Origin of the sequence: Rhodomicrobium sp. R_RK_3 (genome assembly GCF_002198715.1) — a bacterium.
Lineage (GTDB): Bacteria > Pseudomonadota > Alphaproteobacteria > Rhizobiales > Rhodomicrobiaceae > R-RK-3.
Genome location: NZ_MWLK01000031.1, coordinates 72,310 through 95,487 on the forward strand (window position 1 = coordinate 72,310; position 23,178 = coordinate 95,487).

General features: G+C 64.7%; 20 protein-coding genes. 12 read left to right on the forward strand and 8 right to left on the reverse strand.

Translation table 11 applies throughout. The features are described 5' to 3' along the window. Window positions 1-237 precede the first annotated feature (237 nt). Both BLEFHOIH_RS18130 and BLEFHOIH_RS18135 read left to right on the forward strand, forming a co-directional pair. On the forward strand, window positions 238-1,584 hold the full coding sequence (locus tag BLEFHOIH_RS18130) for a cellulase family glycosylhydrolase (RefSeq protein WP_170937243.1): 1,347 nt from the start codon (window positions 238-240) through the stop codon (window positions 1,582-1,584). Between the two features lie 506 nt (window positions 1,585-2,090). Next, window positions 2,091-2,894 (forward strand): hypothetical protein, encoded by an 804-nt coding sequence (locus BLEFHOIH_RS18135; RefSeq protein ID WP_170937244.1) that lies wholly within the window; start codon window positions 2,091-2,093, stop codon window positions 2,892-2,894. Window positions 2,895-2,951: 57 nt separating this feature from the next. On the opposite strand, the gene BLEFHOIH_RS18140 is transcribed toward BLEFHOIH_RS18135, so the two are convergent. The 3 genes from BLEFHOIH_RS18140 to BLEFHOIH_RS18150 form a co-directional block, all read right to left on the reverse strand. Continuing rightward, complete coding sequence (locus BLEFHOIH_RS18140; protein WP_088347435.1) at window positions 2,952-4,619, reverse strand: thiamine pyrophosphate-binding protein; 1,668 nt, start codon at window positions 4,617-4,619, stop codon at window positions 2,952-2,954. A gap of 121 nt (window positions 4,620-4,740) precedes the next feature. Continuing rightward, entirely contained in the window at window positions 4,741-5,916 is a 1,176-nt protein-coding gene (locus BLEFHOIH_RS18145) for a CaiB/BaiF CoA-transferase family protein (protein WP_088347436.1), read from the reverse strand. Between the two features lie 124 nt (window positions 5,917-6,040). Further along, window positions 6,041-6,517: an Lrp/AsnC ligand binding domain-containing protein gene (locus tag BLEFHOIH_RS18150; protein ID WP_088347437.1), complete on the reverse strand. Its 477-nt coding sequence runs from the start codon at window positions 6,515-6,517 to the stop codon at window positions 6,041-6,043. Window positions 6,518-6,656: 139 nt separating this feature from the next. Here BLEFHOIH_RS18150 and BLEFHOIH_RS18155 point away from each other — a divergent pair, with 139 nt between their 5' ends. The 3 genes from BLEFHOIH_RS18155 (at window position 6,657) to BLEFHOIH_RS18165 (ending at window position 9,710) form a co-directional block, all read left to right on the forward strand. Next, window positions 6,657-7,676: a 1-aminocyclopropane-1-carboxylate deaminase gene (locus tag BLEFHOIH_RS18155; RefSeq protein ID WP_088347438.1), complete on the forward strand. Its 1,020-nt coding sequence runs from the start codon at window positions 6,657-6,659 to the stop codon at window positions 7,674-7,676. Between the two features lie 222 nt (window positions 7,677-7,898). Further along, entirely contained in the window at window positions 7,899-8,621 is a 723-nt protein-coding gene (locus tag BLEFHOIH_RS18160; RefSeq protein WP_088347527.1) for an alpha/beta hydrolase, read from the forward strand. 228 nt (window positions 8,622-8,849) lie between these two features. Then, window positions 8,850-9,710 (forward strand): transglutaminase-like domain-containing protein, encoded by an 861-nt coding sequence (locus BLEFHOIH_RS18165; protein ID WP_088347439.1) that lies wholly within the window; start codon window positions 8,850-8,852, stop codon window positions 9,708-9,710. Between the two features lie 76 nt (window positions 9,711-9,786). Here BLEFHOIH_RS18165 and BLEFHOIH_RS18170 read toward each other — a convergent pair whose 3' ends face one another. Beyond that, a complete protein-coding gene (locus BLEFHOIH_RS18170; protein WP_088347528.1) occupies window positions 9,787-11,007 on the reverse strand; it encodes an acyl-CoA dehydrogenase in 1,221 nt (406 codons plus the stop codon). A 388-nt stretch (window positions 11,008-11,395) separates the two neighbouring features. On the opposite strand from BLEFHOIH_RS18170, the gene BLEFHOIH_RS18175 reads away from it, so the two are divergent. Next, window positions 11,396-11,761: a hypothetical protein gene (locus tag BLEFHOIH_RS18175; RefSeq protein ID WP_088347440.1), complete on the forward strand. Its 366-nt coding sequence runs from the start codon at window positions 11,396-11,398 to the stop codon at window positions 11,759-11,761. Window positions 11,762-11,832: 71 nt separating this feature from the next. Here the strand turns inward: BLEFHOIH_RS18175 and lon are convergent, their stop codons facing one another. From lon to BLEFHOIH_RS18190, 3 genes are all read right to left on the reverse strand, one after another. After that, entirely contained in the window at window positions 11,833-14,220 is a 2,388-nt protein-coding gene (lon, locus tag BLEFHOIH_RS18180) for an endopeptidase La (RefSeq protein WP_088347441.1), read from the reverse strand. Between the two features lie 28 nt (window positions 14,221-14,248). Then, the gene (locus tag BLEFHOIH_RS18185) at window positions 14,249-14,665 is read right to left on the reverse strand and encodes an Hsp20/alpha crystallin family protein (RefSeq protein ID WP_088347442.1); all 417 of its coding nucleotides are present in this window, start codon (window positions 14,663-14,665) and stop codon (window positions 14,249-14,251) included. Window positions 14,666-14,874: 209 nt separating this feature from the next. Next, window positions 14,875-15,975, reverse strand: coding sequence for an SGNH/GDSL hydrolase family protein (locus BLEFHOIH_RS18190; protein WP_088347443.1), 1,101 nt, complete (start codon window positions 15,973-15,975; stop codon window positions 14,875-14,877). A gap of 473 nt (window positions 15,976-16,448) precedes the next feature. On the opposite strand from BLEFHOIH_RS18190, the gene cysE reads away from it, so the two are divergent. From cysE to BLEFHOIH_RS18205, 3 genes are all read left to right on the forward strand, one after another. Then, complete coding sequence (cysE, locus tag BLEFHOIH_RS18195) at window positions 16,449-17,297, forward strand: serine O-acetyltransferase (RefSeq protein WP_088347444.1); 849 nt, start codon at window positions 16,449-16,451, stop codon at window positions 17,295-17,297. A gap of 139 nt (window positions 17,298-17,436) precedes the next feature. Then, a complete protein-coding gene (locus BLEFHOIH_RS18200; RefSeq protein WP_088347445.1) occupies window positions 17,437-17,649 on the forward strand; it encodes a DUF3126 family protein in 213 nt (70 codons plus the stop codon). Between the two features lie 214 nt (window positions 17,650-17,863). Next, window positions 17,864-18,394, forward strand: a complete 531-nt coding sequence (locus BLEFHOIH_RS18205) for a gamma carbonic anhydrase family protein (RefSeq protein ID WP_088347446.1) — start codon at window positions 17,864-17,866, stop codon at window positions 18,392-18,394. A gap of 318 nt (window positions 18,395-18,712) precedes the next feature. Here the strand turns inward: BLEFHOIH_RS18205 and BLEFHOIH_RS18210 are convergent, their stop codons facing one another. Beyond that, the gene (locus BLEFHOIH_RS18210) at window positions 18,713-19,363 is read right to left on the reverse strand and encodes a transglutaminase-like cysteine peptidase (protein WP_088347447.1); all 651 of its coding nucleotides are present in this window, start codon (window positions 19,361-19,363) and stop codon (window positions 18,713-18,715) included. Between the two features lie 687 nt (window positions 19,364-20,050). On the opposite strand from BLEFHOIH_RS18210, the gene BLEFHOIH_RS18215 reads away from it, so the two are divergent. From BLEFHOIH_RS18215 to BLEFHOIH_RS18225, 3 genes are all read left to right on the forward strand, one after another. Beyond that, on the forward strand, window positions 20,051-20,482 hold the full coding sequence (locus BLEFHOIH_RS18215; RefSeq protein WP_088347448.1) for a CBS domain-containing protein: 432 nt from the start codon (window positions 20,051-20,053) through the stop codon (window positions 20,480-20,482). Between the two features lie 340 nt (window positions 20,483-20,822). After that, on the forward strand, window positions 20,823-21,542 hold the full coding sequence (locus tag BLEFHOIH_RS18220; protein WP_088347529.1) for a response regulator: 720 nt from the start codon (window positions 20,823-20,825) through the stop codon (window positions 21,540-21,542). Further along, complete coding sequence (locus tag BLEFHOIH_RS18225) at window positions 21,539-22,906, forward strand: ATP-binding protein (protein ID WP_088347449.1); 1,368 nt, start codon at window positions 21,539-21,541, stop codon at window positions 22,904-22,906. The genes BLEFHOIH_RS18220 and BLEFHOIH_RS18225 overlap by 4 nt, the downstream gene beginning before the upstream one ends. Window positions 22,907-23,178 lie beyond the last annotated feature (272 nt).

Sequence of the window (23,178 nt, forward strand, 5' to 3'; positions counted from 1 at the left end):
GGCCGCCGGTCGGCCGCCGACTACCCAATCTCGCTTATCCGCAACGATCATCGCAAAATACACTCGAACCGCAATCGCCTGGGCCGGCGCGCAGGGAGCTGTTCCAAACTATCCACCGCCGGCAATTCAAAATTGCTTTTATTCCGAAGCGCAACCTATAGATGTCGGAAGGCGCTGTCATGGCGGGAAAACCCGTAATCAACAGATGGCGCGCCGCGCGACGGCGAGGAGATGCGCATGAGGGATGGAAGCCGCCAGCTTTGGCTTTGGGTTGCGCTTTTGGCGGTGCTCGCGGGCGCGGCGCTGATGATCAAGCGGCCCGCCGCGCCGGTGCGCGACGGCGCGCCCTTCAAGATGGCGCGCGCCATCAATATCGCCCAATGGTTCACCTGGCCGCGCTACGAAGCCGCCGGCGCCATCGCCTGGCCGCCGTTCAAGGAGACGCCGCGCCCGCCAAGCCTGGCCGAGCTGCAGGATCTGCGCCGCGTCGGCTTCGACACGGTCCGGCTGCCGGTCGATCCCGCGCCGTTCTTCGTCTTCACCGGTGAGCGCCGCAAAGCCCTGCACGACATCCTATTCGAGGCGATCGGCCGGATTCGCGCGGCGGGTTTGAATGTTCTTGTGGATATCCATCCGAACAGCTCCCATCCGATCTGGGGCCAGGATTCAGTCGCCGCCGGCTTCGATACGCCGGCCTTTCTGGGCCTTGCCGCTTTCGCGGAGGATTTTGCCCGGCGCGTGCCGCCCGCCGACCGGCAATCGGTGGCGCTGGAGCTGGTCAACGAGCCCAAGGTCAAATGCAAAGGCGCCGATCAGGCGCTTTGGCAGCACATGGTCAAGACGCTGGTGCGGCGGGTTCGGGCGGTGAATTCCGGGCTGGCGCTGGTGGTCAGCGGGGCCTGCGGGTCATCGCCGGACGGGCTGATCGCGCTCGACCCGCTGCCCTTCCACGATCCGGCGATCTTTTACACCTTCCATTTCTACGAGCCTTTCGCCTTCAGCCACCAGGGCGCGCAATTCATCCGCTGGCCGGAAAAATATCTCGACGGCGTGCCCTGGCCGGCCGGCGCCCGACCGATTTCGGAGCCCATGGCGCTGCTCGAGGCGCGGCTCGCCTCGATCGACAAGCTGGTCGGCATCGAGCGCTCCCAGGCCGAGAGCGGCGCGGCGCATAATTTGAAGCGCTTCTATCAGAGCGGCGCCGGCCGCGGCACCATCCGCGCCCGATTCGCCGAAATCGGCGCCTGGGCAAAGACGCACGGCATCGATCCGAAAACCATTCTGATCGGCGAGTTCGGCGTGGTGCGGCGGCTGCCGGGCGTGCCGGGCGCCTTCTGCGCCGACCGCATGCGCTGGCTGCGCGATGTGCGCGAGCTGGCGGAGGCGGAAGGCTTTGCCTGGGCCTATTTCAACTATGACGGGCCGTTCGCGCTGGTCAATGCCGGGGATGACCGGCGGCTCGATCCCGATGTGCTGGAAAGCCTCGGCCTCAACGCCGAATGTCCCCAGGCGCAGGCCGACCCGGCGGCCTGCCTGCAAGCCTGCGACGGCAATACAGGGCTCGATCTCGTCCGCTCGAATTGACGGAGCAGGCGCCGCAAGCGTGATCGTCAATCCACAACTCAACTAAAAATTGCATGAAAGCTTTAATTGCAATTGACGGTCGCAGACGGACGGATTATTTCGAATCTCGACGGCAGGTCCTCGCGCGCCGCGGCCGAGGCGGCGAAGCTCGGTGAACCGCGGGACCGTACGCGGCGAAGTTCTGGTTATACTGCTTTGTTTTCTTGAGATTATTTTCAGTTCAATAGGTTTCCGACATGAACAGACGCATTGAACATTCGCATTTTGGGGCGCATCAGCGCCTTTGCCCAATAGCGCCCCGCGCAAGATCGCCCGGTGGCAGCATTCCCCCATGGCCGGCCGCCTGAAAGCCAGACATTCGAAGTTCTTCCGCCTTGCAGAGGCGAAGACGCGGGAGTGCGCCGATGGGCGGATCCGATCCCAAGGCGCGACTCCCGAAACGGGCCCATGAAGCCCACCGCAGTGCATTGTCTTTAGTGAGATTAAATAAAAACAAGGAGACTATAATGAAGAGGTCTTTCCTCACCGCATCGGCGATTGTCTTCGGGATGGCCGTGCCCGCACTTGCCGACAGCAACGTGTCCACGATCGATCAGATCGGCTCGCTCCTGAGCGCCACGGTCGAACAGACCGGCAATGGCACGACCAATGCCTCCGACGTCGATCAGACCGGCTCGGGGCACACCACGCTCGTCGATCAGCGCGGTGACAACACCACGAGTGCCTCGATCGTCAACCAGACGGGCGCCGGACAAACCGCCAATGTCTTCCAGAAAGGCACTGACGTGTCCAACGCCTCGACGGTCCTGCAGGCCGGCACCAATGCCACCGCCAATATCGATCAGCAGGGCGAGGGGACGACGAATTACTCGTATGTCCAGCAATTCACGCCCGGCGATTCCAATGAGGCAACGGTGACCCAGACCGGTCTGGACAACGAAAACTCCTCGACGCTGCTGCAGTTCGGCAGCAATGAAACCGCCACCATCACCCAGGAAGGCGAGGATAACATCAACCACTCCGTCCTGACCCAGGCCGGCCACGACAACAACGCCGTCATCCATCAGCATGGCGACGGCAATCTCAACCTCTCGACCGTCCAGATCCAGGCGGGCACGTTCAACGATATCGACGTCGACCAGCATGGTACGGACAATATCGTGAACTCCTCCTTCGTCTCGACCTACTCGCACAACAGCACGGTCGATGTCGCCCAGTACGGCACGGGCAACAGCAACACCTCCGTGGTCAATGTCGGCATTGCCCCCAATGTCGCGATCAACAGCAGCGCGACCGTGACCCAGCATTAAGCTGTCACGTCCCAGCAACGGCCAGCCTTCGGGCCGGCCGTTGCGCCTGACTGTCCGCTAAGAAGCCCGGCCCAGTTCGTCGAGGATTTTCGCCGGGGAGATTGCTTGCGGATCGAGGAAGCAATGCAGGATGGCGGGCTGGCCCGACGCCAGCGCCCGCTCGAAGGCCGGCGCGAATTCCTCTGTCCGCTCGACCCGCTCGCCGTGGCCGCCGAAGGCGCGGGCATAGGCGGCAAAATCCGGGTTCTTCAGCGGCGTCGCCGTGACGCGGCCGGGATAATGCGTCTCCTGGTGCATCCGGATCGTGCCGTACATGCCATTGTCGATCACGACGACGATGACGGGGATGCCATATTGCACGGCGGTGGCGAATTCCTGCCCGTTCATCAGGAAGCAGCCATCCCCGGCGAAGGCGACCACGATGCGGCCGGGATGCTGGCGCTTGGCCAAAATCGCGGAGGGCACGCCATAGCCCATCGAGCCGCAATGGGGCGCGAGCTGCGTGCCGAATTGCCGGAAACGATAATAGCGGTGCAGCCAGCCGGCATAATTGCCCGCGCCGTTGCAGATGATGGCGTCCGGCGGCAGGCGGCCGCGCAGCCAGGCCACCGCCTCGCCATATTGGAACGCGCCCGGGATCGGTTTCGGAACTTCCGACCAAGCGATGTAGCTCGCGCGCAGTGCCTCGGTGTCGCTGCCGGCGCGAGGCGCGGGGGCGCCGCCGGCGAGGTCGAGCGCGGCGCAGAAGGCCGATGGCGTCGCCTGGATCGCCAGCGCGGGCTGATAGACGCGGCCGAGCTCCTCGGCGCCGGGATGCACATGCACAAGCTTTTGCCGGGGCACCGGCACGTCCAGCAGCGTATAGGAAGAGGACGGCATTTCCGACAGCCGCCCGCCCAGCAGCAGCACCAGATCGGCGGCTTTGATCCGCGCGGACAGCACAGGATTCGGCCCGATGCCCACATCGCCGACGAAATTGGCGTGATCGGCGGGAAAGCGGTCCGTGCGGCGGAACGACGTGCCGACCGGCAGATCATGGCGTTCGGCGAAGCGCGCGAAGGCGGCGCAGGCCCCGGCGGTCCAGCCGGAGCCGCCGAGAATGGCAATGGGGCGCTCCGCCGCCGCCAGCATCGCGCCGAATCGCACCAGCGCGTCCGGCGACGGCCAGATTTCGGCTGGCTCGACGCGCGGCGCGTCGGCGACGGCGGCGGTCTGGGTCAGCATGTCTTCCGGCAGCGCGACGACCACCGGCCCCGGCCGTCCCTGCATGGCGACGCGGAAGGCCCGCGCGACGAACTCGGGCAGGCGGGCGGGATCGTCGACCTCCACCACCCATTTGGCGATCGAGCCGAAGACGGCGCGGAAATCGATCTCCTGGAACGCCTCACGGTCGCGCATGTCGCGGCCGACCTGCCCGGCGAACAGGATCATCGGCGTCGAATCCTGCGCCGCGATATGCAGGCCCGGCATGGCGTTGCTCGCCCCCGGACCGCGCGTCACGAAGCAGATGCCCGGCCGCCCGGTCAGCTTGCCATAGGCCTCGGCCATGATCGCCGCGCCGCCTTCCTGGCGGCAGACCATGACGTCGATCGGCGCGTCATGCAGCGCGTCGAGCGCGGCGAGATAGCTTTCGCCGGGCACGCAGGCAAGCCGCTCCACGCCTTGCGCGACAAGCTGGTCGATCAGGATTTGGCCGCCGGTGCGCGTGGCTGGCGTCGCGTTCATGCACTACTCCTTGCGGCTGGAGCGGGATAAGGAAGATGGGCTCCGGGTTTACGCCCGTCAGCCCGCTCTGACTGTAAGAGGGAGATCATCATCCATGAAGTCAGATCGGGCCAATCCAAAATCATCGTGATCCGGCGGTGCGTTTCAATTCGGCAAGGATAGCGGCGCTATCGGCTCCGAGGCGGGGGCTGGCCGTGGGAGCCATCATCCGCTCGCCATCGATGACGATCGGGCTGGCGACGGTCGGAACCACGCCGCCACCCGCTTCCAGGTCCCGCCGCATGCCCCGCGCGGCGACTTGGGCGTCGGCGAAGACCTCGGCGACATCGTTGATCGGCCCGCCGGGAATGCCGCTTCGCTCCAGATGGGCCAGCAATGCGTCGCGCGAAAAGCGCGCCGTCAATTCGGCAAGACGGGCGCAAAGCGCTTCCCGCCCGCGCACGCGGCCTTCATTGGTCCGATAATCGGGGTTTTCGCGAAGATCGTCAGCGCCGAGCACGCCGCAAAGCCGGGCGAATTGCGCGTCGTTCCCCACGGCGATGATGAGATGGCCGTCGGCGGCGGGAAACACCTGGTAGGGCACGATATTGGGATGCGCATTGCCCATGCGCGCGGGCGGCGTGCCCGACACCAGGTAGTTCATCGCCTGATTGGCCAGCACGGCGACCTGGCAATCGAGCAGCGCCATGTCGATATGGGCGCCCTCGCCGGTCGCGGCGCGCCGGTGCAGCGCGGCGAGAATGGCGTTCGAGGCGTAGATACCGGTGATGATGTCGGTCAGCGCGACGCCGATCTTGACCGGCTCGCCATCGGCATGGCCGGTCAGGCTCATGATGCCGCCCATACCCTGGATCAGGAAATCATAGCCCGCGCGCGGCGCGTAAGGCCCGGTCTGGCCGAAACCGGTGATCGAGCAGTAGATGAGGCGGGGATTGACGGCTTTCAGGCTGGCATAGTCGAGGCCGTATTTGGCGAGGCCGCCGACCTTAAAATTCTCGATCAGCACGTCGGAGCGCGCGGCGAGCGCGCGGATGGCGCCCTGCCCCGCCTCGCTCTCCAGATCCAGCGCGACCGAGCGCTTGCCCCGGTTGGTGGCGTGGAAATAGGCCGAGGACAGGTCCTCGCCTTCGGCGCCCGTCACGAAAGGCGGGCCCCAGCCGCGCGTGTCGTCGCCGGAGCCGGGGCGCTCGACCTTGATGATTTCGGCGCCCAGATCGGCAAGGAGCTGCCCCGCCCACGGTCCCGCCAAGATGCGGGCGAGTTCGAGAACGCGCAGCCCTTCGAGAGGTTTTGGCATGAGAGCACTTGGCTGTTGCAACGGAGGTTATCTTCGCCTCCGCAACATTGAGCGGGTGCGGGCGCCGGTGTCAATGGCGCCGGCGGCAGGGGAAATGGCGGTGGATGGATTTGGCGCCGGCGTCTCAGAATGGCAGCCGGGCGTTCTCCTTCACCTCCTTCATCACGAAGAAGGTCCGGGTCTGCCGCACGCCCGGAAGCGCGATCAGCTTAGCCCCGTGCAGCTTGTTGAAATCCGCCATGTCGCGGACGCGGATCTTCAGCAGATAGTCGAAATCGCCGGCGACCAGATTGCAGTCGAGCACGTCCTTCAACTCGAGCACGGCGGCCTCGAACGCGGCAAAACTCTCCGGCGTCGAGCGGTCGAGGACGACGCCGACCATCACCAGCGCGCCGAGGCCAACCGCCGCGGGCGCGATCTGCGCGCGCACGCCCGTGATGTAGCCCTCATCGAACAGCCGCTGCGTACGCCTGTGGCAGGTCGCGGCGCTGACATTGACGCGCGCTGCGAGCTCCGCATTGGTCAGCCGCCCGTCGCCCTGCAGGGCGCGCAATATCTTGATGTCGATGCGGTCCAAAGCGGGTGTGAAAGATTCTTCCATTTTACCGCCATCGGGTGAAACCAAGCCGAAAAACATATAGCACCGATGAGAGCAGAGCGACAGAAGCGAAGGAATTTCGAGAGCACCTCTCACAGAAAATCGACTATTTTTGTGCTCATGAACCTCACGGAAGCCCCCTATGTCCCTTCTTGAAAAATTCGAGCGCTACCCACTCACTTTCGGTCCCACGCCCATCGAGCCGCTGCCGAGGCTGTCGCAGGCGCTGGGCGGCAAGCTGCGGATCTACGCCAAGCGCGACGACTGCAATTCGGGCCTCGCCATGGGCGGCAACAAGCTGAGGAAGCTGGAATATATCGTGCCGGACGCGATCGCCTCGGGCGCCGACACGCTGGTGTCGATCGGCGGCGTGCAATCGAATCACACGCGCATGGTCGCGGCGACGGCCGCCAAACTCGGCATGAAATGCGTCCTGGTACAGGAGAATTGGGTGCCGCATCACGACGCGGTCTATGACCGTGTCGGCAATATCTTGATGACGCGCCTGATGGGCGCGGACAGCCGGCTGGTCGGCGATGGCTTCGATATCGGCATCCGCAAGAGCTGGATGGACGCCATCCGGTCGGTCGAGGAGGCGGGCGGCAAGCCCTATCCGATCCCGGCCGGCGCTTCGGTGCACAAATTCGGAGCGCTCGGCTATGTCGGTTTCGCGGAAGAGGTGGCGGTGCAGGAAGCCGAGCTTGGCTTCGCCTTCGACTATATCATCGTCTGCGTCGTCACCGGCTCGACCCAGGCCGGCATGATCGTGGGCTTCGCGGCGCAGGACCGGGCCGAGCGCGTCATCGGCATCGACGCGTCCGGAACGCCGGAGCGGACCCGCGCTCAGGTGCGCCAGATCGTCGACGGCACGGCGGAGCTTGTCGGACTGGGTCGGGCAATACGCGAGGACGAGATCGTCATCCTGCCCGACTACGCCTATCCCGCCTATGGCGTGCCATCGGACGAAACCAACGCGGCGATCCGGCTCGCCGCCCGCACCGAGGGGATGATCACCGACCCCGTCTACGAGGGCAAGTCCATGCAAGGCATGATCGACCTGATCGGCAAGGGCTTCTTCCCTGACGGCGCCACCATCCTCTACGCCCATCTCGGCGGCGTGCCCGCCATCAACGGCTACTCTTCCTACTACAAGGACGGCTGACCGCGTCCGGGCGGCGGGCGCCCAGCACCTTACGCATTGCATCCATTCCCCCGGAAGGGGGTAGAGGCCGGCTGGCGACAGCGCGGCAAGGGCGCCGCTTTGGCGCCCGGTCGAGCCGCGCCCAAAGCGCGGAGCGAGCGGACGAACACGACATACAAGGCACAAACAGATGGAGAAAATAACATGGAATTGTTTCGGTCTTCGCTGCTCCTGGTGGGCATCATGAGTGCGGCGCTTGCCTCAGGCCCGGCGGCCAACGCGGCCGAGCCCGTCAAGAATATCGTCATCGTCCACGGCGCCCTGGCGGATGGTTCGGGATGGCGCAAGGTCCACGACCTGCTCGCCGCCAAATCCTACAACGTCACCGTCGTGCAGCCGCCGATGACGACGCTGGAGGATGACGTCAAGGCCACCCATCGCATTCTCGACTTGCAGAACGGCCCCTCGATCCTGGTCGGCCATAGCTATGGCGGCATGATCATCACCGAGGCGGGCAATGCCAAGACCGTCGCCGGTCTCGTCTATATCGCGGCGTTCCAGCCCGATGCCGGCGAAACCCTGCTCGACCTCGCCGGCAAAACCCCGGCCGCGACGACCGGCATCAAGGCCACCGAGGACGGCTTCCTCTATCTCGATCCAAAAGTCTATGCCGCCGATTTCGCGGCCGATGTCCCCGCCGCGGAGGCCAGGTTCATGGCGAACTCTCAGGTCTTCCCGTCCAAGGCGGCCTTCGAGACCAAGATCAAGCAGCCTGCGTGGAAGAGCAAAAAGAGCTGGGCGCTGATCGCCGCCGACGACCGCGCCATTCACCCGGACCTGATGCGGATGATGGCGAAGCGCGCCGGCAGCACCAGTGTCGAGGTCAAGGCCAGCCACGCCGTCTTCCTGTCCCAGCCGGACGCGGTCGCGGACCTGATCGACAAGGCCGCGCGCGCCACGCAGTAAGCACGATGCCCCCGGCTCGGCCGGGGGCATTTCACGACGGCCCACTCTCAGGCATCGTTCACGGCCGCGCGCCTCCCGTGGCGATCGCGCCCTCCTGCAATTCGACGAAGCCGATCGGCTCTTCCGCGTTGAGCGGATCTGGATTGCGCCGCTTATGCAGCGAATTGACAAATTCTGAAAATTTGCCCTCCTTATCGTGTCTCGATCTTGCGGCCGGAGAGGGACGGTATGTTTCTGAGCTTCTACGCATCACATAGCTGCTATTCCCATCCGGGAACAAATCTCGATATCTTATCGGGCGTTGATCGCACTCCGAAGGCAATCGCCGAGTGGGCCGCTTCGTTTCTCCAGCATCCGCGTGGGGCCGAGTCGAGGCTCAACGGCTTCAGTCCGGAACAGGCTGCACATCTGGAACTCCGCTCGGTCGCGGAGATCCTGGCCGTTGCGTCGAAGCAAAGCTTGCGCGCAGGGGAGAGTTCGGCGCCAAAGGTGGGCGGCGTCTGCCGGGATTTCGCGATCATGGCCGTCAGCCGCTTCCGGGCAGAGGGCATCCCGGCGCGTCTGCGCGTCGGTTTCGCTGACTACATCGTGCCGGACCGTTGGGAGGACCATTGGATTTGCGAATGGCACGACGGTCAGCGCTGGAACAGATTTGACGTGGAGTTTGCCGCGGGCGGTCAGTTGGATTTCGATCCGACCGACGTTCCCGGCACACGGTTTCTTACGGCAGGCGAGGCGTGGCGGCGCGTGGCTGACGACCCGGCGCATGGCGGTCGTTTCGGCGTCTGCAGTCTCAACCTGCAAGGCGAGTGGTTCATCGCCGGAAGCCTGTTTCGCGACATGGCGGCGTTACGAAAGCTTGAACTCAAGCCGTGGGATTACTGGGGGCTTGCAGCGAACCTCCCTTGGGTCTCATCGGACTGGCCATCGGATGTGAAAGCGATGCTTAACCTGTTGGCGCTGCAATTGACGGATGCCGGCTTGCACCGGGTTGGCGGACCCGAGTCGCTTGCCGCATGGACCTTGCCCGATCAGGTCGTAAGCTATCCCAGAGGGGAGCCGGTGACAGTCTTGCTGCGCACCCCCTGAAAATATGTCGGGGCGCCGCTGACTGTCGTTACGACTTTCAGCAATGGCCGCATTAAGCGCGACCCGACGTGTCCGCTCAGAAATACGCCTGTATCCCCGTCTGACCGCGTCCCAGGATCAGCGCGTGCACGTCATGGGTGCCCTCATAGGTGTTCACCGTCTCCAGATTCTGCGAGACGCGCATCACGTGATACTCCTCGGAAATGCCATTTCCTCCATGCATGTCGCGGGCCTCGCGGGCGATGGCGAGCGCCTTGCCGCAGCTATTGCGCTTCAGCAGTGAGATCGCGTCGACCGGCAGCCGGTCCTCGTCGTAGAGCCGACCGGCGCGCAGCACCGCTTGCAGGCCGATGGTGATCTCGGTCTGCATGTCGGCGAGCTTCTTCTGGATGAGCTGGTTGGCGGCGAGCGGGCGGCCGAATTGCTTGCGGTCGAGCGTATAGGCGAGCGCGCGGTGCCAGCAGAATTCAGCCGCGCCGAGCGCGCCCCAGGCGATGCCGTAACGCGCGCGGTTGAGGCAGCCGAACGGCCCCTTCAGGCCGGAGGCGTTCGGCAGCAAATTCTCCTCCGGCACGAAGGCGTCTTCCAGCACGATCTCGCCGGTGATCGAGGCGCGCAGCGACAGCTTGCCCTCGATCTTGGGCGTCGAGAAGCCGGGGGTGCCGCGCTCGACCAGGAAGCCGCGGATCTGGTCGCCATGCACCGGCGACTTGGCCCAGACCACGGCGACATCGGCGATCGGGCTGTTGGAAATCCAGGTCTTGGCCCCGTTCAGCCGGTAGCCGCCATCGACCCTTTCCGCCCGGGTGCGCATGCCGCCCGGATCGGAGCCCGCATCCGGCTCGGTGAGGCCGAAGCAGCCGACCCATTCGCCCGAGGCCAGTTTGGGCAGATATTTCAGCCGCTGCGCCTCGCTGCCATAGGCATGGATCGGATACATCACCAGCGAGGACTGCACGCTCATCGCCGAGCGGTAGCCGCTGTCGACGCGCTCGACTTCGCGCGCCACCAGCCCGTAAGAGACATAGCCGAGCCCTGCCCCGCCATAGGCTTCCGGGATGGTCGCGCCGAGCAGGCCCAGCGTGCCCATCTCGGTCATGATCTCACGGTCGAAGTGCTCTTCGCGGTAGGCGCTGATGACGCGCGGCATCAGCTTGTCCTGGGCATAGCCGCGCGCGGTGTCGCGCACCAGCCGCTCTTCCTCGGTGAGCTGATCCTCCAGCAGCAAAAGGTCGTCCCAGCCGGAGGCGAGGCGCGCGGCGGCGGCGCCGGGCTGTTCGGATTTGAGAGCGGTCATCGGCATATCCTCCAAGGCTCTGGCGCCGAGCGGATTTGGCTTGCCGCCCGCACCGCCCCGTTTTTGAAAGCGCGAGAGGCGCATTGGCTGAAATCGTAAGGTGGTGCGCGTCTGAAAGATAGAGGCGTTTTACGCTTATGAAACAGGCGCGTCGGGTGACTTACCGCACGCCCGAGCGCTGTGAGTTTTGCGGCGGAAAGGTTCATTTTCGGTTCAGCGCCAGCGGCCTAGCCTCCGCGAGCTAGCGGATATCGGGGCCTTGGGACGCGGGCGAGAGGCGGGGATTGCCGGGCGCTCTTTCATCGGCAATGACCAGCACGAACCGGCCGCTTGCCAGCGCGCTCCGCCGCCGGCATCCCGCAGACGCGCCAACCAATGGGAGTTGTCCATGCGCTATCTGACGACCGCGTTCCTTGCCATTCTGCTCAGCCTTTCGCTCGCGGGCGGCGCCTCCGCCACGCAGCCATCCGCCCCCACATTGACGCTGAAGGATTTCACCGCCGCGTCACCAGCCACCAAGGTCGACTATCGCGACTATTGCGTGCGGCAATATTTCAAGTGCCGGCATTTCTCCGACGGCGGCTATGAATTCCGCAAATGTATGCAGTGGAAGGGCTGCTGGGAGGCCTATGTCGAATATAAGGAGCGGCATTCGGAGAATAGCTGCCGCGACTGGCGCCATACCTGCGCCGAGAATTGGGGCCGCGGCACCGACGATTTCTACGGCTGCCTGCGATATCACGGCTGCGATTGAAGCGGCACCCGCCAGCACGAATGAAACGGCCTCCACTCGGAGGCCGTTTTCGTTTGATCGCGCGGAACGCCTCAGGCGCTGGCGATGACCGGCGCCTGCGTCTCGTCCAGCACGGCGGTCAGCACATCGCCGACTTCCGCCGCCCAGATGAATTCCAGCTTCGAGCGCACGTCCTCCGAGATGTCCTCCAGATCCTTCTTGTTGCGCGCGGGCAGCACCACGCGGGTGATCCCGGCGCGCACGGCGGCGGCGGTCTTCTCCTTGATGCCGCCGACCGGCAGCACCAGGCCGCGCAAACTGATCTCGCCGGTCATGGCGGTGTCGCTGCGCACATGGCGGCCGGTCAGGAGCGAGACCAGCGAGGAGAACAGGGCGACGCCCGCGCTCGGTCCGTCCTTCGGGATGGCGCCGGCCGGAAGGTGGATATGGATGTCGATCTTGTTAAAGACGTCCGGATCGATGCCGATATCGGTGGCGCGGTTCTTGACGAGGCTCAGCGCCGCCTGCGCGCTCTCGCGCATGACATCGCCGAGCTGGCCGGTGAGGATCAGCTTGCCGCTGCCGGATGAGCGCGTCGCCTCGATGAACAGGATGTCGCCGCCCGCCCGCGTCCAGGCAAGGCCGGTGGCCACGCCCGGCACGCTGGTGCGCATGGCGACTTCGTTCTCGAAGCGCGGCGCGCCGAGGATGGCCGGGATATCCGACGGCTCGATGCGGACATGGGTGGCGCTGCCCTCGGCGATGCGCAGCGCGGCATGGCGCATGACCTGCCCGATCTGACGCTCCAGATTGCGCACGCCCGCCTCATAAGTGTAGTCGCGGGCGATAATGGCGAGCGCCTCGTCGCTGATCTCGGCCTGATCGGCGCTGAGGCCGGTCGCCTCGAGCTGGCGCTTGACCAGGAAGCGGCGGGCGATCTGCAGCTTCTCGTTCTGGGTATAACCGGCGAGCTGGACGATCTCCATGCGGTCGAGCAGCGGCTCGGGGATGCCGTCGAGCACGTTCGCCGTGGTCAGGAAGACCACTTTACTCAGGTCGAAGGGCACGCCGAGATAATTGTCGCGAAAACTGTTGTTCTGCTCGGGGTCGAGCACTTCCAGCAGCGCGGCGGAGGGGCTGCCCTGCACGCCCTGCCCCAGCTTGTCGATCTCGTCGAGCATCATCACGCAATTGCGGGCTTTCGCCTTGCGGATGCCCTGGATGATGTTGCCCGGCAGCGCGCCGATATAGGTGCGCCGGTGGCCGCGAATTTCCGCCTCGTCATGCACGCCGCCGAGCGCGATGCGCGTGAACGGGCGCTGCATGGCGCGTGCGATCGACTGGCCGAGCGAGGTCTTGCCGACGCCGGGCGGTCCGACGAAGCACAGGATCGGCGAGCGGCCGGCGGGGGCGAGCTTGCGCACGGCGAGGAATTCGACGATGCGCTGCTTGATCTTTTCGAGTCCGAAATGGTCCTCGTCGAGAATGCGGCGCGCCTCGGCGATGTCGATCGGCTTTTCCTCGGGAAGCTTCCAGGGGAGATCGATCAGCCAGTCGAGGTAATTGCGGATGATGCCGTAATCGGCGGCGGCCTCGGGCGTGCGCTCGAGGCGGCGCAGCTCTTTCTTGGCCTGCTCCTCGACCTCGGGCGGCATGCCGGCATCGGCGATGGCCTTACTCAGCTCGGCGACCTCGGCGGCCTTGCCGTCGCCCTCGCCGAGTTGGCGCTGGATGGCGGCCATCTGCTCGCGCAACAGCGCCTCGCGCTGGCGCTCGTCGATGGCGGCCTTGGTCTGCTGGCCGATCTCGGCCGACAGCCGCAGCACTTCGATGCGTCCGGCGAGCAGGCGCGTCACCCGCTCGATGCGGGCGGAGACGTCGACGGTCTCCAGAACCTCCTGCTTTTCCTCCGGCCGCATGTCGAGATAGGCGGAGACGAGATCGGCGAGCGCGCCGGCGGTCTCCGCCGATTGCACGGCATTGATCAGCTCGGCGGGCGTCTGCGGCAGAAGCTGCAGGGCCTCGACCGCCATCCGCTGCAAGTTCAGGAAGCGCGCCTCCATCTGGGGCGAGCGGTCGTCCTGCTCCTCGATGCGGGCGATGCGGGCGACCATGAACGGCCAGCCATTCAGGAATTCGACCACGCGGAAACGCTGCTCGCCCTGCGAGATCAGGTGATGCGAGCCGTCGGGCGTGGTGATGTAGCGGACGACATTGGCGACGACGCCGGTCGTGTGCATATCGACCGGGCCGGGCTCGGCGATGTCGGCGGCGCGCTGCATCAGGATGCCGATCTGGCGCTGCTCCTTGACGGCGCGCTGGGCGGCCTCGATCGAGCCGCGCCGGCCGACGGTGATCGGCAGGATGACGCCGGGAAACAGCACCGTCTCGCGCACCGGCAAGATGATGATCGCATCGGCGGGGATGTCGGCTATCGGGCGCGGCGCGCGTTCCTCGGCTTGCTCGCCCTTCAATTCCATACTGTCGGCGCTCACTGTCGGGCGCTCCTTATCGTTGCTCGGAGAATTTGCGCAGGGAGATGACGAGACATCCATCCGCCATGCGCTTGGCGATCTGGTCGTAACGGCCGCGCGGCAGCGGAATGCGGCGGCGGAAGCGGCCTTGCGGCAATTCCAGCCGGTGCACCATGGCGTGATGCAGCTCGGCCGGAATGAGGCGCGCGCCGGCAATCACCAGCTCGGCGCCCTCGATGGCGAGCTCGACATGCTCCTGGTCGACGCCCGGCAGCGCCACATAGATGACGACATGGCTGTCGGTCTCGAAAACATCCGCGGGGGGTTCCCAGGCGGGGGCTTGGTAGGTGCCGGCCTGCGGCTGGAAAAGCTGGCGGTGCAGCCGCTCGGCGCGCATCAGCATCTCGCACGCCTCCGACCACATCCAGCGTTCGGTATCCTTGATCGCCATCTCAACCCGTCAATCCCGGCCGTTGGCGGCCGTCCGATTTCTCTATGCGGTGGGAAGAATTACTTGCCGAACCCCTGTCCGCCGCGCCGGCGCAATGCGTTCCGCCGGCGCGATCATGCCCCGCTTCGGCTCGACGGACAATATGTAAGGCGGGAGACGGGAAAAGCAACGAACAGGCAGCGGGAAGGTGAAGGACGGCGGCCTCCGGCTTAAAATGGCGGAGAAAATTCAGCGCGTTGCGCGACCGTTCGGGCGCTTCGGTCGAGAAAGTCCCAGCGCCCGATCACCTCGGCCGCCGCAGCGTTGCCCTCTGCATTCCAATGCGGATCGCAGGCGTGGAAGAGACCGTCGAGCCGCGCGTCGGCCTTCAGGCCGCCCAGCAGATCGACATATTGGATGTTGAGCCTCGCGCTGAGGGCCGACAGGCGCTCCACCAGCGGCGGCACGCGCTGCTCGCGGGCGGCGCGCCGGTAGTCGCTGCGCCGGGCGATGGTGACGACCAGCACCGGCCGGGGCGCCGCCAGGGCGGCGATCTGCTCGATGCCGTAGCGGAGGCGGTCGAACTGGGCTTCGGTGAAGTCGAAATAGAGCGAGGGCGCCGGCAAGGCTGCGCCGTCCGCCGGCCCTACCGGCTTTGGCGCCTTGAAATAGGCTTTGAAATAGGAATAGGCCTTCGCCGTGTAGGTGAACTCGCTAAGCGCCGCTTCGAAGGCCTGGCCGAATTCGCGCAAGCGAGCCTTGGCCATGGTCTCGTTATGATAGGTCAGCCGGTAATCCGGGTAGGAGCCGACCAGATAGGGCCGGTAGCGGTCACCGAACACCGTCTTGGCGTTGGCGAAATCATCATCGGCGAAATCATTGTCGGGCAGCACGCTCAGGATGACGGCGTCGTGCTCGAAACGGCTGGCCAGCGTCTTGTAGAGCAGCCAGGACTGCGTCACGCCGAAATTGCCGGAGGTGCCGAAATTGAGATGCGCAATGCCGGTCTGGGCTTCGAGCCGGTCGGTCAGCCGCTCCCGGTCGGCGACGCCGTAGCCCTCCACGAACGAGTCGCCCAGCACGACCACCCTCGGCTGGTCGGCGGTCAGATCTCGCGCGCGGTCGCGCATGCCGTGGGCGTTGCTGGCGTAGGTGACGTCGAAGCAGGATTTGACGTGCCGGTACTGGCTGTTCGCCGGATGCCAGACCCCGAAGGCGGGATCGATATCGGCCCAGAACGGCTTGGCATTGGCGATGCTGTAGCTCGGCAGGTCGATGCGAAGCAGATTGGCCTTCGACGCCAGGAACAGCGCCAGCTCCAGGAAGAGCATGGTTAGGATCGCGTTAAACGCGATGAGCCGCAGCGGTTTCGTTGGCCTGTCTCCCACCCGGGGCCGGAGCGAGGCTCCGGCCAGCACCCCTCGAAGACCGGTCTTTTTCTTGGCGAATGACGCGGCAACTTCAGGGATATCTTCGCAGGCAAAACAGTCGGCAGTGCGGTCTACCGGCGAATGTTTGCGGCTGAACTCGGGCGGAAAGACGCCCGTGGGCCGCTTATGGGAAAGCGCGGCGCACCGGCGCCCGGGACCCCGCTGCATCCGCCATGCGCCCTGCTCATGCCTGCGCTTCCCGGCGGCCTCTTCCGCGAGCGCTTGGGGCCGAACCCGTTTCGTGATAAATCTCCGCTCGATCGAACAAGCGTGACCGGTGCGGCGTTGCTCTGTTTGGCGGTTCGGCACAGCCTGACAAAGCGGAACGATCATCCGGTAGCCAAACCAAGCCTTGGGCCAACAGGGAGTGACCCATGCCGAGTCCTGCGAAGAAGCACAGTTCCAAGATCCAGGCCTATGACCCGATCTGGCAGCAGATCAGGGCCGAGGCCGAGGAAATCACGCGGCGCGAGCCGGCGCTGGCCAGCTTCATCCTGGCCAATGTGCTCAATCACGGCCGCCTCGAAGACGCCATCTGCCACCGGCTGGCGCAGCGTCTTGGCCATGACGACGTCAACGCCGACCTGATCGGCCAGACGTTTGAGCGCGTGCTCGGCGAGGATCCCGGCATCGGCGCCGCCTTCCGCGTCGATCTCTCCGCCGTCGCGGACCGCGATCCGGCCTGCAAGCGCCAGATCGAGCCGCTGCTTTACTACAAGGGCTTTCACGCGCTGGAGACGCATCGCTTCGCCCATTGGCTGTTCACCAATGGCGAGAAGGATTTCGCGCTCTATCTGCAGAGCCAGTCCTCGCGCGTCTTCGATGTCGACATTCATCCGGCCGCCCGCATCGGGCGCGGCATCATGCTGGATCATGCGACCGGCATCGTCATCGGCGAAACGGCGGCGATCGGCGATATGAGCTCGCTGCTGCACGGCGTGACGCTCGGCGGCAGCGGCAAGGAGGATGGCGACCGGCATCCCAAGGTGGGGCGCTGCGTGATGATCGGGGCCGGCGCGAAAATCCTAGGCAATATTACGGTGGGGGATTGCGCGCGGGTTGCGGCGGGCAGCGTGGTGCTGAAGGATGTGCCGACGAACACAACGGTGGCCGGCGTGCCGGCGCGGGTGGTGGGCGTCGCCGGCTGCACCGAACCGGGGCGGACCATGAACCAGATGCTCGGGCTTGACGCTTCCGACGCAACGGGCGAAACAGAGCGCTGAAGCGACGGGCATGATCGCCTCAGCGGACGACGATGTCTGAGCCTTATTGATTTCGCATGATGTAAGGGACGATGCCCATCTCCGCTTTCGCGGGGAGCAAGCCTCCTCCCCCCTCGTGCTCACCCCGGCAGGAACCCCAATGACCCGCGACGAACTCAGCCAGTTGGAAAAATATCTCCGCAAGACCTTTCAGACCGAGTCGATCGACGTGCGCCAGCGGCCGAAGAAAAAGGACTCCGCCGAGGTCTATGTCGCGGACGAATTTGTCGGCGTGGTCTACCGGGACGATGAGGATGGCGAGGTGTCCTATCAGTTCCAGATGGCCATCCTGGAACTCGATCTCGCCTCTTGAGCAAGGGCCGGGGCTGATGCGCAGTCCCGCCCGCCGATCTCCCGCACTTGCCGTATTCTAGAATATTGACGACAATCGAAACGATGCGTGTTTGCGCAGCGCGGTTTCTTGCATACTTGCGCCTGATCAGCGCGCTTCCGATTTCGCATCAGATTTCTTGAATTCCGGCCGATTGCCCCTCGGAGCGGTCCCCGGCTTGAGCTAGGACGCCAACGTGCCGCTATACGATCTGGATGGCATCGCTCCGATTACGCCCGCCAATGCCGAATTCTGGGTCGCGCCAGACGCGGTGGTGGTCGGCGCGGTCAGGCTCGACCGCAATAGCAGCGTCTGGTTCGGCGCGGTGCTGCGGGGCGACAATGAGCTGATCCATGTCGGCGAAGGCAGCAATGTCCAGGACCGCTGCGTGCTGCATACCGACCCGGGCTATCCGCTGACCATCGGCACCGGCTGCACCATCGGCCACGGAGCCATCCTGCATGGCTGCACCATCGGCGAGAACAGCCTGATCGGCATGGGGGCGGTGCTGCTGAACGGGGCGCGCATCGGGCGAAACTGCATCATCGGCGCCCATGCGCTGATTCCGGAAGGCAAGGTCATCCCCGACAATTCGCTGGTGATGGGCTCGCCCGGCCGCGTGGCGCGCACGCTCGGCGAGGAGGAAGCCGCCCTGCTGCGCAAGACCGCGCAGAACTATCAGCGCAATTGGCGGCGCTTCGCCAAGGGGCTGACTCTACGCACGTAGAGCCGCGACCGGCGGGCGATAAATATTTCGTGATCTCAGTGCCTTGGACCGCATTCCGAAGATTTTGGTCGAACTTGAGATCACGAGAAGTTGAACTTCTGCCGTGCTCAGTGCGGCATCTTTCGTGAAGATTTGGAGAGTTTGGAAGGCGGCGCCCCGTTCGCAAGCGGGCGATCCGTGTGATTCCCCCTTGGCGCACCTGGGAGAAGGGGGTGCGAGCCGGCGTTTGGGGGGCCGCCGGCTCGCTAACGAGCCCGGAAGGGGCAGGGTATGAGGGGCGAGGGATCCGGGCCCGAAACTCATATACGGATTACATTGCTATTTCCTGGCGTCCGTACCAGACGCCGCGACGTTCGGTCCCTCTCGCATGGGGACGAGTGAGTCCCAGTGGCGCGGGTCGGTTGCCGATTGCCGTTTTATGTATGTGTAGGGCGTGTTGCTCCATGCCAAGATGTCGGAATGTTTATTATCGAGAATAAGATCGCCTCGATGGGTTCGCACGGTCAGGACCGCGTGGCCCTCTCCGCTCTCGTCACGGACAACAGTGATCAACAAAGCGCCGGTCGGCCATCCGAGTTCCATCAACTTATGCCGTTTTAAAATGACGTAATCCTCGCAATCGCCGCGGCCGCTGGTCGGATAGGTCCAGTTTTCCAGCACCCCGTACTGCGCCTGATCGCTCATCGGCTTGATCTGACGGTTGACCTCGCGGTTGACGGTCTGCAATTCGGTCCAGCGGCTGGTGGTGAGCAGCACTTCGCGGCTGTCGTCATCGCCCGGACTGCAATCCTCGGCGTGGTAATAGCAGAATTTGACATGTCCGATCGGCGCCTCGGTGGCGCCGTAGACCGGCGTTTGCTGCGTTTCGTCATTCGGAGAAGTTCTGACGCTGATGCTGCGCGCATTGGCGCCCTCGGAGACCCCGTAAGCCGCTGCGCCAATCAGAATTGCCAAGGACCAAAACTTCATCGACCTCTCCTCGTGCTCCGAGCAGATAATGGCAAAAGAGTTTTGACAGTCCTGTAAGTGAGGAAGTTCGTTTCGATTCTTATTTTAACTAGATTCCGGAACAAGAAATTCACAGTCAATGCCCCTAATTTGCCGAGAAACGACCGCAAATTTATTTGACTAAAATTTTACAATCATTAGTTGTCTTAGGAAATCCATACTATTACCTATATGAAGATTTGGACGGAGGCTGACGAATTGCTGGGCGGGCGCCGCAGGACGCTTGTCAGCGGCCCTATCGGGCCAGCGGATTCTGTTGCAGTTCTCGCGGGATGTGCGGCCGAGCGCAGATGGGCGCGCTCGCTGGGCCGGCAGGCAGCGCTCGGAGCGCGCCAGGAACTCTGCACTCTTACTGAACATTGTGACCCTACGCGTAAGCGATTTAGAAACGCAATCGTGGGTTGATATTGGGCGAAGCCGCCAATCAGATCAATCGTAGATTGTATAATCTTAGCGATGCACGCTCGTTTTCCACTACTTGCGGCGCTGTCCCCAGAATCCCGGAACAGGTCAGCGCAAAGCGAAGGCCGTCGGCCTTGTTTGCAGCGTCAACGTGCCGCATCATGGTGGATTACCGAGCGGGCCACGCGGGCTCGAACGTAGGTCGATGGGTTGCCCCCATGAAGGGCGTGCCCGAGGAGGAAAGCCATGAATGTCGCGATGATTTTGAAGGATAAGGGCCGCGAGGTCGCCACGGTCGCACCGTCCACCAGCGTCAAGGAGGTGATCGGCCTGCTCGCCGCCAAAAAGATCGGCGCGGCCGTCATCTGCGACGGCGACAAGCGGGTGCGCGGCATCATCTCGGAGCGCGACATCGTGCGCATCCTGGCCGCGCATGGGCCGGAGGTGCTGTCCGAACCCGTCAGCGACTACATGACCAAGGAAGTGATGACCTGCGCCGATCGCGACACGGTCGCCTGGCTGATGGAGGAAATGACCTCGCGCCGCTTCCGGCACATGCCCGTGGTCGACGCCGGCCGGCTGACCGGCATCGTCTCCATCGGCGATGTGGTGAAGCAGCGCATCGCGCTGGCCGAATTGGAAGCCGCCTCGATGCGGGATTACATCAAGACGGGCTGATCCGAAGGGCGCCCGCCCGGTTCCGCCGGGCGCGCCGGCCCGTCAAAGCCGATTTCCCGATGAGACTGCGCCACCCCGCGCCCATGCGGCATCCGCCCGGTGCTGCCCCTGCCCTTTCGCGCAAGCTCGCTCCACCCCCTTTCGGCGCGAGCAACCCCAGCGCCCCAAAACCGTCCCGTTCCAGTTCATCATCCGTACAGGCTGAAAACCTTAAAATTGCAGGTTTTCAGCACTGTAGCCACGCGCCGGACGGCTGAACCCGCCGGCAGGCAAGACCCGCGCGACGGCAGGCGGCATGTTTTTCCAAGCCGCGCCGCGCCGAGACTGGTAGTAAATGATGATGGACCAGATGTCCCATATTCTTATCGTCGACGATCACCGCGAGATCCGCGACCTGTTGGCGAAATTCCTCAGAAAGCATTCCATGCGCGTCTCCACCGCGCCCGACGCCGCCGAGGCCAAGAAGCTTCTGAAGACCAGCGCCATCGACCTGATCGTGCTCGACATCATGATGCCCGGCGAGGATGGGCTGACCTTCGCCCGCCATGTGCGCGAGACCGACGATACGCCGATCATTCTCTTAACCGCCATGATCGAGGATACGGACAGGATCATCGGGCTGGAGCTGGGCGCGGATGATTATGTCAGCAAGCCGTTCAACCCGCGCGAGCTGGTCGCCCGCATCAAGGCGGTGCTGCGGCGGGCGCAGAGCATCCCGGTCTCGCGCGAGCCCCAGCTCAATTCGCGACTCCGCTTCGGCCAATGGACCTTTCTGCCCGACCGCCGCGAGATCGTCAGCGAGGACGAGGTGACGACGCCGCTCTCCCATGGCGAATGCCTGCTGCTTTCGGTGTTCCTGCAGCGGCCGAACATGGTGCTCAACCGCGACCAGCTTCTCGACCTCACCAAGGGCCGCATGGCCAATCTGTTCGACCGCAGCATCGACAATCAGGTGAGCCGCCTGCGCCGCAAGATCGAGGACGACCCGAAAACGCCCAAGCTGATCCAGACGGTCTGGGGCGGCGGCTATAAATTCGCCGGGACGGTCGAGCCGCTATGAAGCGCTTCCTCCCCCGCACCGTCGCCGGGCAGTTGATCGCGGTCGGCATGCTGGCGCTGGTGGTGTCGCAGATCGCGCTGATGACGATCATGCTCGACGAGCGCCAGAGCGCCATGCGGCGCTGGTGGGCCAATTACATGCTCTCCCGCATCGCCTCGGTGGTCGAGTTGCTCGACCAGGCCCCCGAGACCATGCAGAACCAGGTCATCAACGCCTTCGACTCGCGCCGCCTGACCTTCGACATCTCCGCCGAGGCGCCCAACCCGCAGCCGGTGATGGACGAGAACTCCATCTATCTGCGCGAATTGCGCGGCATGATCCCGAAGGACCCGGCCAAGATCATCGTCGATGTCGGCGAGGCGCCGAGCTGGATGCAGCTCATGGAGCACTGGCTGGCGAGCTGGCGCAACATGCCGATGCCCGAATTCGACCCCTGGCTCGAGGCGTCGGTGCAGCTCAATAACGGCAAATGGCTCAATCTGGAGGTCTCGCACAGCCTCGACCCGCCGCCGCTGGCGCTGATCGTGATCCCGGTGATGACCATGCTGGTCGTGTTCGGCTCGACGCTGGTCATCATCATCCGCCATATCACCCGTCCCATGAAGGGCCTCGCCCAGGCCGCCGAAGCGCTCGGGCGCGGCGAGGACGTGCCGCCGGTGGCCCCGGCCGGCCCGGCGGAGATCCGGCAGGCCATCGAAGCCTTCAACGACATGCGCGAGCGGCTGTCGCGCTTCGTGCTGGACCGCACCAAGATGCTCGCCGCCGTCGGCCACGATCTGCGCACGCCGATCACCTCCATGCGCCTGCGCGCCGAGTTCATCGAGGACGAGGAGGTGCGCGGCCGGATGCTTTCCTCGCTCGACGAGATGCAGCACATGGCCGAGGCCGCGCTCGCCTTCGCCCGCGAGGAGGCAAGCCTGGAGCCGACCCGCATCGTCGATCTCAACGCGCTGCTGCTGGCCGTCTGCACCGACCAGTCCGACATGGAGCGCAACGTCGTCTACAAGGACAATGGCCGCATGCTCTATCGCTGCCGGCCGCAGAGCCTGAAACGGGCGGTGCGGAACCTGGTGGAGAACGCCGTGGTGCACGGCAATTGCGCCCGCGTGCATCTCAACGGGCCGCAGCGCGAGGTCTGGATCACGGTGGAGGATGACGGGCCGGGCATTTCCGAGAAGGACATTCAGCGGGTGTTCTCGCCTTTCGTGCGGCTCGACCAGTCGCGCGGCCAGGAGACCGGCGGCATCGGGCTGGGGCTGGCGATCGCCCGCTCGATCGTGCGCGGCCATGGCGGCGACATCGCCATCAAGAACCGCCCCGAAGGCGGCCTCAGCGCCACCATCCAATTGCCGATGAACGGCTGAGCGGTCTCCACTCGTCGTCCCGGACGCCGCGTAGCGGCGAGCCGGGACCCAATCATCTCTCCGCGAACGCTGCGGCAAGCGGCGAGGCGAGTGGGCCCCGGCTCTGACGGCCGGGGCGACGGAATGTTGGGTTAGAGGCCGCCTCCCCACCACTTGTCATCCCCGCGAAAGCGGGAATTCAGTAAAGGACAAACGCAATTGTTGGGCTCCGGTCGCGACAGATGCTGCGGCGTACCGGATGCCGGCTCTCGCGGGGATGACAAAAATGGGTG